Source organism: Xanthomarina sp. (assembly GCF_035306605.1).
GTDB lineage: Bacteria > Bacteroidota > Bacteroidia > Flavobacteriales > Flavobacteriaceae > Xanthomarina.
The window spans coordinates 1-12,065 of record NZ_DATGNR010000007.1; the positions used below are offsets into that span (position 1 = coordinate 1).

A 12,065-nucleotide genomic window follows, 5' to 3' on the forward strand; every position below is an offset into this window, starting at 1 on the left:
GTTAGTGATATATTAAAAAAAACAGATAACTCAATAGCTTAATACAACAGTCGGAAATTCGAAACAGCGACTTAAAATCTGAAAGTAGATAACAAAACATTTAAAAAAAATTATGAAAAAAATTTTAAGTTTATTTTTTGCCTTAACTATTATTTTAGTTTTAAATTCATGTTCAAATGATGATAATGATGACAATGGAAGTGCAAATAATTCACAAATTGTTGGAACTTGGGGTACTGAATGGAATGACGGAAATGGTATTTCTGTTCATCCAAAATTCACATTTATGAGCAATGGAAATGTAAAATATTACACTTATCCAAGTGGAGGTGGACCTGAATTGGAAGAAATTGGAACTTACAATTTAAATGGAGAAATACTAATTATGGAATTTCCTGAAACTGTATTTTTTAAATATAAAAACAAAATAACTTTTGTAACCGATACAGAGTTAGAATTTGTACAAGTCATTGAAAACGGTTTTGACTCTTGGAGTGCTGAAACTTACTTTAAAACAGACGACCCAAATTTAAATTAATAAACCTATTACAATTAACAAAAAAGCAAAACCCCTCTGTCTTTTATATTCTATAGTTTTCCCAGTGCAAAGATGAATTTCGCCCAAACCAATAAGTATCTAAAGACCATAAATCTCAAAACGTGAATTCCTACTATGAAAATAATTATCCCTAAATTACAACCTCAAAACAAACCAAACACAAACAAAACATCGATATAATAGGAAGAAACTCCTGAGGGTGTTTATACAATTGTTAGCGGTAATTTGAGCCCAAATCTAAATGAGAGAACAAATAACAGTCGATAAAGCAATAAATAGAGGACATTTGATTGTGAATATACCTGTGTTTATTACAATTATTGGCTGTCCAGCTTTAGCCTTATATTTATCAAAACAGAATTTAATTCCTGGTTGGGGAATTGGAATAGCTTTCTTAATTGGTTTTGTTTTAGCTTGGATAATTTGGAGCTTTATGATAACTAAATGGAGAATTTGGGCTTTTGAAAATGTTAGAAATGTTCACGAATTAAAGAAAAGAGCAATTCAAGAAAAGCTGATATGGAGGGACGGAAATATTTTTTAAAAAACAGAATTAAGGGATGAAAAGGACAAATTAAAACTCAAAGAACTCGAAAAGAAATTTGAAAAAGAGGACGAATATAAAGAAGACTATACAGTTCCTTCTTTAACGAAAATTCATTATTCAAAAACAACAAACTTTATCGAAATGGGAATAATGCTTCTTTGCCTTGGGCTTGGTGTCTATTTAATAATAACATCTGACAGTTATATAAAAGGAACAATATTTAGTCTAATTGGAGGGTATTATGCAATAAAAGAGTTTAGACAAGCAACGAATAATGATACACAAATTACTCTTTGTGATAAAGGAATTCGAACAGTAAATGTTGAATTTAAAAATTGGAATGAAATTAAAAATGAAGAAGTAATTTATATTAATACAGGAAAAAGGCATGAAGCGTATTTATATTATAAATTCAAAGGTGGTTCTGAAAAAATAAAAATTGGAGACTTCGATAAAACCCCAAAAGAAATGGAAAATTTATTGAAAACATATAGAATTAGGAATAATAAAAACTAACCCCAATCGAGTAGACGGCTCCGTCCCTAAATAGGAACGGAGTGCGCATCTCACACCACCGAACGTTCGGGTCTCGTATACGGCGGTTCACCAAATGGAAGTTTGCTTATTGCTAATGTAATCCAACAAATCACTAAAGCTAATAACAAGTAAATTACATTAATCTTACACCAAGCTACCTCTATAACTATCCTAAAATATTAGTCCAGATCTTGCTGAACTGCCCCCAAAAAGTTAGACACTATTTGAGGGTGTTTTTATGGAAAGAAAAGTCAAGTACAACAACGTTCAAACTCCCCACAACACAAAACTCAGTATTCTCGCTTGACCTCGCTTCAGCCTATCCAAAGCTCAAACCCCTCCATCTTTTGTGTTGTATAGTTTATCCTGAGCCTAGTCGAAGGGAGCCCCACTGCATAGTTGTTTATTACATAATTACACATATTCACTAGTCTGAATCAATCCTTCTATTTAACTGACACAAAATGAAAGATTATTGAATATAGATGACTTTTTCACCCACATCGATGGAATCATTATACCTAAACGGACGTTTCGTACCTGAACTGTCTACAATAACCAATGGTAACAACGCTTTATTTTCTGAGTCTTGAGATTTAACCCAATCGCGTGTATCGATTTTTTGAGTCATTGTAATTTCAACTTCTCTATAGTTTGAGTCTTGTATTTTTTGAATCCATGGCTGTATATCCACTTTACCAGAAAATAAAGTGGAAGCAGATACCGAACTCAAAAGGTTAATGCTACCTCCTTCTCCTTTATTGGGTGAAATCACAATAAATTTTTCAGGTATAAATAAGGTGTCATAGACAAACTGAGCGGCCAACAAGTTTATTTCATTATTTACAGTTAGTGCTATAAACGTTCTAAAATCTTTAACAGCAGCTTCGTTTAGTGTAGATTCCTCTAGAATATTACCATGAATACAGTCAAACCCTTGGCTTTTAGCATCTTCACAAATACCTTTGTTAGCATCTATAAAAATCACTTTATTTGCTTCTGCTAAATGCTTTCCTAATAATAGAGCTAGTGGATTAGCTCCTAATATTACATGCCCTTGTCTAGAGAATTGCTTAACCAATTCGCCGCGCTTTTTTAACCAATTTGTTGTCCAAGTTAAAAGAACCGGAACAGAGAGTGTTGTCAAAATGGCCATAAAGACAAGAATGGAAAAAATTTCTTGACTAATGATGCCTTTCTGTAAACCTATACCTGCAATAACAATTTCTACAGCTCCTCGCCCATTCATTCCTGTTCCTACAGCTAATCCTTCTCGCCAACCATTGCCACTCGGTAAGTAAAATAAAACCGTACCTAGTATTTTTCCGGCAAAGGCGACACCAACAATTAATAGTAACAGCTGTAAATCTGTTTTAAAAACATCTAAAGTAACATGGAAACCTGCGGTAACGAAAAATATGGGAGCCATAAAACCTATGGACACATCATGAAAAACACGTGTTATGTCTTTAGTTATTTTTTCCTGAAAAACGCCGTCCTTTATAAACACACCAGCAGCAAATGCCCCTAAAATACCATGTAAACCTACAAGTTCTGCTAACTCCGAAAGACCAAAAACTATAAGAAGTAGCAAGGTAAAATAGGTGGTTCGGTTTTCTATATGTCTACTTGCCATCCATTTGCCAATTCTAGGAAGTATATAGAGTCCAAAAGCCGTAGCAAAGGCAAAAAACAGGATGATTTTACCAGCGATTAATAAAATTTCAGACATATTTACAGCCCCAACATCCATAAAACTAGATAATCCAGCAAAAATGATTAAGGCCAAGGTGTCTGAAATTAAAGCTCCTGCCATTAAAACATAAGCAATGCGTGTGTCTAATAACCCCAAGTCAACAAGAATCCGACTTTTGGTTGCTAAAGAGGTAACTCCAACCGCAATACCTACAAATAGACCGGCCATACTTGTACCACCAGTTAGTGTGACCACATAATAACCCAAACCAAAAGGCACGACAAAACCTCCAATTGCGGCAAGAAGTCCTGCCCAAGAAGCTTTGCCTAAATCTTTAAAATTTATTTCCATGCCTATATAAGCCATAAGCAGAATTACACCTGCTTCAGAAATAATAACTAAAGTGCTTGAGATTTCTACAAGACCAAGTAGAGAAGGACCGATTAAGACACCCACTAAAAGCTCTCCTAAAATGGCAGGATATCCAATGCGATTAATTAAGGCTCCTGCTCCCCAAGCCGCCAGCAGTACAATGAATAAGTTTAAAATATCAAATCCTTCCATGGAATTGGTGTTTAATTGTAATGATAAAACTTATTAAATATCGGTTTTTTTTTCGGAATCTCACTAATACTTGCTTATTAATCAGCATATAAGCTATGGCTAGAATGTTCATACTTTGGAAATCCTGCCATTTCCCTAAGCCATTTTTTATTTGGAGAGGTTCGTGCTAAATCACGCCACTGCCATATACATCAACGTACCAAATCATCCCCTACAACAATGCAACCCACTTCCCACACACACTACATATTCAACCACCTCCCCTTCACCAATCAGCAAAAAACAAACCATAATACACGGCAACCACAAAACCACAACCTCAAAATCTGTTAACCAAAACAGACAAGATCAGGTCAAATTCCACCGAAATCCATTAAATTAGGATACATATAACAAGATGTAGCACATTCTCTAATTTCTACTAATTTATAATTTCATATCTTTACAACTAATTAATAATCAATTAAATACAAGATTATGAGAACAAAATTAATATTTGTAATGATTATAATTTTCGGAATTGTAATTACGAGCTGTAAAGAAAAGGTAGAAAAAGTGGAAGTTGCAGAAGTAAAAATAGATTTGATTAATGATGAGTTTCCTGAGGCAAAACAAGAATTATTGGATACCTGGGATGACATTGTTCAAAGTCTTAAAGACGGAGATATGGACAAACTAATGGCATTCCATGCTTATAGTCCAAAGTTTACTGAATTTAAAAATGGAGCACCACGCAATGGAAGTAAGGCAAATGAAGCGTTTGAACGCAATACATTTGGAGCTGTTACCGAAGTTATTAAATTCGACACTAAAGATATGTTAGTTGCGGTGTATGGTGATGTAGCAAATGTAACTTTTCATTCTGATTTTCATCTCAAGTTTGGTGAAGACCTTGTTGTTGTAAACGACCAAATTTCGTTGTTATTCGTGAAGACGGATAAGGGATGGAAAATCGTGAGTGAACATCATTCCCCTCTGAAAAAAGAAAAAAGTTAAAAGCGTGCAACAACAAAGTATTGTGGTAAAAAAAATAAAAAGGCATCTCTAAAAGTAGCCACTATTCGCAATCCGACAATGAGTACTATTTCACTAAATTACTCGCCGAACCACTCAATAAACAAGCACAGTGAATTGGCGAAGCAAACCGCATCCATACAGGTTAGGCACAATTAAAAAAAATCACCTAATGCTTTTACATCACGTGATTTTTTAAAGAGAGCTTTCAATATAACTCTTAGTTTTTAGCCGTACTAGGTTTGTTTTCATACAATTTTGCTAAACTAAAAGCTGCGATAGCCATGACGATATCTCTTACAGCAACATCTACAAAACGCCAACTAAAAATTAAAGTCATTGCGATAGCCACCAACCACGCAGAAACAACATAGGCTCCAATTTTTGTTTTTGTTAAAACAAGCACACCTGCTACAATTTCAATAACACCAACTATCATCATAAATGTAGTAGGCTCAAAAGGAAGCATTCCTGCAACGCCTTCTGAAATGTACAAACTCCAATTCGTTAAAATATTGGTAAACTTGTCCAATCCTGCAACGATTGGAACAAAACCAAAAGTATATTTTAAAATCTTTTTCACTAATTCTACATGTGAATTCATAATCCTATTTTTTATTATTTATAAATTTGTTACAACCTTTTGATGATAGATTGGAAAAAAGGATACAACATTTTGTAACTTTTTTTAAAGTTTCTTATCTAAAGTAAAAGGCATATAAAAATGGAAGCTATAAACATCAATGATTTTAACAGTCATAAAATCAAAGAAAGTGAAGTCATAAAACGCATATTAGGTGGCGAAAAAGAACTTTATGAAATTTTGGTTAAAAGAAATAATCAAAAGCTATATAGAATAATTAGAAGTTATATAAAAGATGATTCTGAAATTGAAGATTTAATGCAAGACAGTTATGTAAAAGCTTTTACTAAACTTGAGCAGTTTAAATTAGAATCTACCTTTTCTACGTGGCTGATACGCATAGCTATAAACGAATCCTTGGCACGATTAAAAGAAAAAGGAAAACTTTACCACTTGAATCAGCAATCTCCTAATGTAAAGAGCAATACCATTTTAGAAATCCCCGATAGTAAACAATTAAATCCACAGGACATGATGATACGGACCGAAGCAAAGCAAATATTAGAAAATGCTGTTGATAGTTTAGATTTAAAATATAAAACGGTCTATATTATGAAAGAAGTTGAAGAAATGAGTCTAAAAGAAATTTCTATGGCTTTAGATTTGACTATTGCGAATGTAAAAGTACGTGTACATAGGTCAAAAGCCATGCTAAAAGAGAAACTTTATGAAGTGGCAAATGATAAAAACATTTTTGAATTTGGCTTTAGCAAATGTGATAGGATTACGGAGAAAGTAATGAGGCTGATAAAATAACTGTACCTAAACTTATAGATGCAATTCATTTTTTATTTAACTTGTATTTGCTAAATTAAGGACTTAAACAAGCCACACGCAAGTATTGCGAACGTATAAAGCAAACCATACACAAGACCCTGGAGTAACATTTAAAGACAACTTGCATACAACAAATTGAAACATATAATAAAAACAACCTTAAAAACAATACTGTTTTTCACATGTATTCAACTCGGACTTGCTCAAACGAATTTTGACAAAGCAAAGTTGGATAGCTACTTTGAAACCCTTGAAACAAACAACAAGTTTATGGGGAGTGTTGCTGTATCTAAGAATGGAGAAATCATATATGCAAAGTCCATCGGGTATGCTGACATTGAGAATAACATCAAATCAACAGATGAAACTAAATACCGAATTGGTTCAATTTCTAAATCATTTACAGCTGTTTTAGTATTAAAAGCAGTTGAAAACAAAAAATTAGATTTAAATCAAACCATTGACAAATGGTTTCCTAAAATCACAAATGCAAAGAAAATAACGATAAAACAGTTACTAAACCATAGAAGTGGAATACATAACTTTACAAATGATTCTGACTACCTGACATGGAACACGCAACCAAAAACTGAAAAGGAAATGGTTGAAATAATTGAAAAAGGTGGTAGCGATTTTGAACCAGACAGCAAGGCAGAATACAGCAACTCAAATTTTGTACTGTTGACATACATCCTTGAAAAGGCTTTTTCTAAATCGTATTCGGAATTGTTAAAAGAGCGTATTGTTAATCCAATTGACCTGACTAACACCTTTGTTTTTGGAAAAATCAATACCAGCAATAACGAATGTAAATCATACAAACTTCTTGGTTCTTGGAAAGAAGAAACTGAAACAGACTTTACAATTCCCTTAGGCGCAGGTGCTATTACTTCCACAGCAAGCGACTTGACAAAATTTGCAGACGCTTTGTTTAATGGCCAACTTTTAACTCCTGAAAGCCTAGAATTAATGAAAACCTTACAAGACGGTTACGGAATTGGCTTGTTTCAAATTCCTTTTTACAATGATAGTGGCTTTGGCCACACAGGCGGAATAGATGGTTTTAATTCCATATATGCGCACTTCCCAAAAAATAATATTTCCTATGCCTTAATTTCAAATGGAACAAACATGAATAGCAATGATATTTCTATTGCAGTGTTAAGTGCCGTTTATAACTTGCCTTACGAAATCCCTGTATTTACAACTTTCAGCTTGACAACTGAAGATTTAGACACATATTTAGGTGTTTACGCTTCTGATGAAATTGCTTTGAAAATTACCTTCACAAAAGACGGAAACACCTTATTTGCACAAGGTACAGGACAACCAATGTTTGCTCTAGAAGCAATCGAAAAAGACATATTTAAATTTGACCAAGTAAGAGCTAAATTTGAATTTAACCCTACAGAAAAAACTATGACTTTATTTCAAGGTGGCGGACAGATTAAATTTACGAAAGAATAAAAACAGACTCAACTTTCTATATCAATACTTTCTTTAAATAGTAAAGAAAGTATTGATCAAGCAAATAATGGTGAGTTATCCTATTATAAATAAAAACAACATACAATAGGGTATTTAAAGCATATAGCAATAAGTTACAAGAATGCAGAATTAACTTAAAAGCCCCAAAAGTATAACTTGGTTAGGTTGTTCAGTTTAATGTCGTAAATTCATAGCCATTCGTGCCAGCAATTAATCGCTTTTGGTAATGATTTAAAAACAAACAATATGAGAGTAATAAACAGTATGTGGATTTTATTAATAATCGGATTAATAAGCTGTAAACAAAATTCAACAGAAAAAGTAACCGAAGACATAAAAGAACCAAAAATTGTAAGTGCAAATAATGAAATGGCTTACAACGAAATAAAAAAATTAAATTTAGACAGTACTTATACTAATCTACTTGACCCAAGAAACGTTAGTGAACCTGAATATAAAATGGTTATGAAATCATGGTCTGAATTTCATAAAAATATATCTCAATTTTTAATAGATGAAAACTTTAAATGGGAGGTTCCTGACTCAACCATTACTATTTTTAACAGAATCTATTTTGACAAAAATGGAACGATAGATTATTTTACTTTTAAAATTAAAACCCCTTCAGTTTCTGACGAAAAACAAACGGAATATGAAAAGATACTTCTAAAGTTTAGTAAACAAGTAAAGCTTAATTTAAAGCGTCCAGAACAATATGCTCAATGCGGAAAAACGAAATATCTGAATTATTAAAATCAAAAAACAAGGACCTATTTTTATGAATAAATTATTTACAACTTTATTAATTCTATGTACAACACTAAATTACTCTCAAGAAAAATCAATTAACAAAATCGAAATTCCGTTTACTCAAACAGCAAACGGACACATAATAATTCCAGCAAAAATCAACGGAATTGAAGGTCATTTTATTTTTGACACAGGAGCAGGAATAAATTTGCTAACAAAAAAATTTGCGGATAAAGTAACTAACCTCGAAAAAACGCACCATTTTTATACAGGACATAGGGCAACAGGTGAAGAATTACAATCCGATTTATGGAATTCAGAATATTTAGAGATTGGCAACTTTAAAGCGAGCAAATAAATGTTTGCTGTTTACGATATTAATTTTCCACTTGACGGACTAATTTCATTGTCATCTTTTAAAGACAAAGCGGTAACAATCGATTTTGAAAATAACATATTAAGCATCGAAACAGAAAATTCAATAACACAACTCATTGCGGAAAAGGATTTTGAAATGCCAATTCAAATTAACAATGACCGAGATATTAGAATTGGAATAGCCACGACTGTCAAACTAAATGACACACTAAGTTTAAATGTAAATTTAGATAGTGGCGCTGGATTCAATGTTTTTAGATTTAGCTCGAAATTTATGGAACATCTTAAGCTTGATAAAGAAACCATTGACAATGAATTTAAGCCTAGTATGTTTAAACCAGAAGTTGGAAATGTTTATTATTATACAACATTAACAAAAATGACAGATATAAATAACCATATATCTGTAAAAGATTTTAAGGCTACATTTATTGACGGACTAATTTATGAAGGTATAATGGGGATTAATTGGATTGGTAATAAAATAACCATTGATATTCCAAATAAAAGACTAATCGTACAAAAATAATCATACGCAACAGCCTTTATAAACAATTCTTTGTTTTAGCTTTTTTTTTAAAAAACACGAGTCTGCCCCCTCAAGTCTCCCTAATTATATAGTCGGTTTTTATTTACTAAATTTGGAGTTTAAGCAAGCCACACACAAGCATTGCGAACTGGTGAAGCAAACCAGACACTAGTCTGTTACTATGGAATATAAACTAAACCTTAATGAAAAGAATTTATTTTGACAATATGAGAAACAAATTTTGGATGGCTATCTTTATACTAGCTGTTATTTGTTTTTTAATTGGAATTTTTGAACCTATAGAATTTTCAAATAAAAACTTAAATAAATACCTATTACGAAGTGGTTTTATATTACAAGCAATTTATTTCAGTAAGATGTTATGGTATAAAAACTATATTCAATGGAACAAAAAAGGAGCTTTTATCAGAATTAATTCTTTTTTGGGAAAATCGTTGAGATTCAAACAAATTAATTCAACGGAATGGAATGAAAAACAATTAATCATAACTAAAGTCAATGGGGAAAAAATCACCATTGACTTGAATGAAATTGCAGAATCTGACACAAAAAAGCTGAATGACATAATAGTAAAAAACACGAGTGCCAACTCTTTGTAAAAATATATGGACTACGGTAGCCTAAACCAAAGATTCTTGCATTTTTGTTACATCTGATTTTCCAATGGAAAATCCTCGCGTACAAGACCTCAACGTACCTTTCACAAACAGATTGAAACCAATTTGAGAAAATGACCATCAGAGAGATATTACATACAACGGATCACCGACCTTGGAAAATGCCAAATGAAAAATGGAAATTTTACCAAGAATGGAATAATGCCATATTTCTTCATTGGCAAGTAGAATTATCAGAATTGAAAAAATTTGTTCCAAAGGAGCTTGAAATCGACCTTTTTGAGGAAAAACCTTGGGTGTCTGTGGTTGCTTTTACCATGGAAAAGATCAGACTGAAAAACCTACCTACTTTCCCACCGATTTCAGATTTCGATGAAATTAATATTCGAACTTATGTGAAATCAAATAACAAAACCGGCGTGTATTTTCTAAGCATGGAAGGCGGAAATAGTTTGTCTTGTAAAGTTGCAAAAGGTATATCTGAACTTCCATATAGATTTTCAAATATCAAACGGTCTAAAAACAAATACGAATCCAATAACTCGCAGTTTAATGACAAATTAAATATTCAGTTTGTGATTGGAAAGGAAGTGACAGAAAAAACGAAATTGGAAAAGTGGCTAACCGAAAGATATGCGCTTTTTCAAGACACAGAAAAATCAATTAACAAATTTGAAATTCACCATGTGGAATGGCCTATAAATGAAATTAAATTGAAAAATTTAGAAATTAATTATTCAAAATTTGACAAACTAATTAAAAACGAACCAAACATAATTCAATATTCAAAAGGAGTAAAAGTGTTAGCTTGGGGAAAGAATAAAAAGGAAAAAACAAGCTACAACTCCCTATAAAATTAATTGCTGGTACACCCCTACCTTCGAACATTGCGAATGGTTGAAGCTAATCATAAACAAACACGGTGGCTATAATTAAAAAAGAATGAATTTAAAGGACGATTACACGAGTCAAGTCATGAAACTGAAACCTGACTATGAAGGTGAAGTGAAAGCGGTTCTAACTGCATCTAACCTTAATACAGGAAACAGGCAGAGCGTCCTGTACTTGCATGGTTATGTAGATTATTTCTTCCATCCACATGTCGGGGAAAAATTTAACCTTGCAAATTTTGATTTTTATGCCCTCGATCTTCGTAAATATGGTAGATCGCTCATGCCTCACCAACATCCCAATTATTGCAAAGACATAGAAGAATACTTTGAGGAAATCTCGATGGCCATTCGTAAAATAAAAAGTGAAAGTAAGGCCGTCTTTTTGCTAGCACATTCCACAGGAGGACTAATAGCTAGCTGTTACATGAATCATGGAGAAGAAAGAAAACTTGTTGATGGTTTAATATTAAACGCCCCTTTTTTAGATTTCAATCAATCCAAGATTAAAAAATCATTAAACCTATTTATAGCAAAACTAATAGGTAAAGTTTCTAACTACGCCAAAATAGAAGGTGCCCTATCTCCTATCTATGCAGAAAGTATTCATAAAAATTATTACGGTGAATGGGACTTTAACCTAGATTGGAAACCAATAAAAGGATTTCCAACCTATTTTAAATGGGTGGAAGCCATTGCCAATGCTCAAAAAAGTTTACTGAAATCAAACATCCAAGTTCCTGTTTTAGTAATGCATTCTTCAGGGTCAATCAAGCCCAAAAAGTTTTCAATAGAGGTAATGTCTAATGATATAGTCTTAAATATTGAAGACATAAAAAGAGTTGGAGAAAAACTCGGCCATAAGGTTACCATAGTAACAATTGACAAGGCCCAACATGATATTTTTTTATCTCCCAAAGCGGTTAGAGAAGATGGTTTCAATAAAATGTTTTCTTGGCTTGCAAAAACTAATTTCAACAAATAACTATCACACATACATAGATACTATAAGTATTCCAGACATAAATACAAGCAACTTGGATGGCTACAATGGA

The 12,065-nt window shown here is 32.5% G+C and carries 14 protein-coding genes; 12 read left to right on the forward strand and 2 right to left on the reverse strand.

Annotation, left to right across the window (positions count from 1 at the left end):
- Positions 1-112 precede the first annotated feature (112 nt).
- The 3 genes from VKY41_RS01085 to VKY41_RS01095 all read left to right on the forward strand — a co-directional run bounded on the left by VKY41_RS01085 (position 113) and on the right by VKY41_RS01095 (position 1,622).
- Positions 113-538, forward strand: coding sequence for a hypothetical protein (locus VKY41_RS01085; protein WP_500812581.1), 426 nt, complete (start codon positions 113-115; stop codon positions 536-538).
- 262 nt (positions 539-800) lie between these two features.
- Complete coding sequence (locus VKY41_RS01090) at positions 801-1,103, forward strand: hypothetical protein (protein WP_500812582.1); 303 nt, start codon at positions 801-803, stop codon at positions 1,101-1,103.
- Positions 1,104-1,247: 144 nt separating this feature from the next.
- Entirely contained in the window at positions 1,248-1,622 is a 375-nt protein-coding gene (locus VKY41_RS01095) for a hypothetical protein (protein ID WP_500812583.1), read from the forward strand.
- A gap of 493 nt (positions 1,623-2,115) precedes the next feature.
- Here VKY41_RS01095 and VKY41_RS01100 read toward each other — a convergent pair whose 3' ends face one another.
- Entirely contained in the window at positions 2,116-3,903 is a 1,788-nt protein-coding gene (locus VKY41_RS01100; RefSeq protein ID WP_500812584.1) for a cation:proton antiporter, read from the reverse strand.
- 477 nt (positions 3,904-4,380) lie between these two features.
- Here VKY41_RS01100 and VKY41_RS01105 point away from each other — a divergent pair, with 477 nt between their 5' ends.
- Complete coding sequence (locus VKY41_RS01105) at positions 4,381-4,899, forward strand: YybH family protein (RefSeq protein ID WP_500812585.1); 519 nt, start codon at positions 4,381-4,383, stop codon at positions 4,897-4,899.
- A 238-nt stretch (positions 4,900-5,137) separates the two neighbouring features.
- Here VKY41_RS01105 and VKY41_RS01110 read toward each other — a convergent pair whose 3' ends face one another.
- On the reverse strand, positions 5,138-5,521 hold the full coding sequence (locus tag VKY41_RS01110; RefSeq protein ID WP_500812586.1) for a hypothetical protein: 384 nt from the start codon (positions 5,519-5,521) through the stop codon (positions 5,138-5,140).
- Between the two features lie 120 nt (positions 5,522-5,641).
- Between VKY41_RS01110 and VKY41_RS01115 the strand changes: the two genes are divergently transcribed.
- From VKY41_RS01115 to VKY41_RS01150, 8 genes are all read left to right on the forward strand, one after another.
- The gene (locus VKY41_RS01115) at positions 5,642-6,316 is read left to right on the forward strand and encodes an RNA polymerase sigma factor (RefSeq protein WP_500812587.1); all 675 of its coding nucleotides are present in this window, start codon (positions 5,642-5,644) and stop codon (positions 6,314-6,316) included.
- Between the two features lie 156 nt (positions 6,317-6,472).
- Complete coding sequence (locus VKY41_RS01120; protein WP_500812588.1) at positions 6,473-7,804, forward strand: serine hydrolase domain-containing protein; 1,332 nt, start codon at positions 6,473-6,475, stop codon at positions 7,802-7,804.
- 267 nt (positions 7,805-8,071) lie between these two features.
- Positions 8,072-8,578 (forward strand): hypothetical protein, encoded by a 507-nt coding sequence (locus VKY41_RS01125; protein ID WP_500812589.1) that lies wholly within the window; start codon positions 8,072-8,074, stop codon positions 8,576-8,578.
- A 25-nt stretch (positions 8,579-8,603) separates the two neighbouring features.
- Positions 8,604-8,933 (forward strand): aspartyl protease family protein, encoded by a 330-nt coding sequence (locus VKY41_RS01130; protein WP_500812590.1) that lies wholly within the window; start codon positions 8,604-8,606, stop codon positions 8,931-8,933.
- On the forward strand, positions 8,934-9,482 hold the full coding sequence (locus tag VKY41_RS01135) for a hypothetical protein (protein ID WP_500812591.1): 549 nt from the start codon (positions 8,934-8,936) through the stop codon (positions 9,480-9,482). It abuts the gene before it with no gap.
- A gap of 203 nt (positions 9,483-9,685) precedes the next feature.
- A complete protein-coding gene (locus tag VKY41_RS01140; protein ID WP_500812592.1) occupies positions 9,686-10,102 on the forward strand; it encodes a hypothetical protein in 417 nt (138 codons plus the stop codon).
- Between the two features lie 131 nt (positions 10,103-10,233).
- Positions 10,234-10,974, forward strand: coding sequence for a YqjF family protein (locus VKY41_RS01145; protein ID WP_500812593.1), 741 nt, complete (start codon positions 10,234-10,236; stop codon positions 10,972-10,974).
- Positions 10,975-11,062: 88 nt separating this feature from the next.
- Positions 11,063-11,995, forward strand: a complete 933-nt coding sequence (locus tag VKY41_RS01150) for an alpha/beta hydrolase (RefSeq protein WP_500812594.1) — start codon at positions 11,063-11,065, stop codon at positions 11,993-11,995.
- The last annotated feature ends 70 nt before the right edge of the window (positions 11,996-12,065 follow it).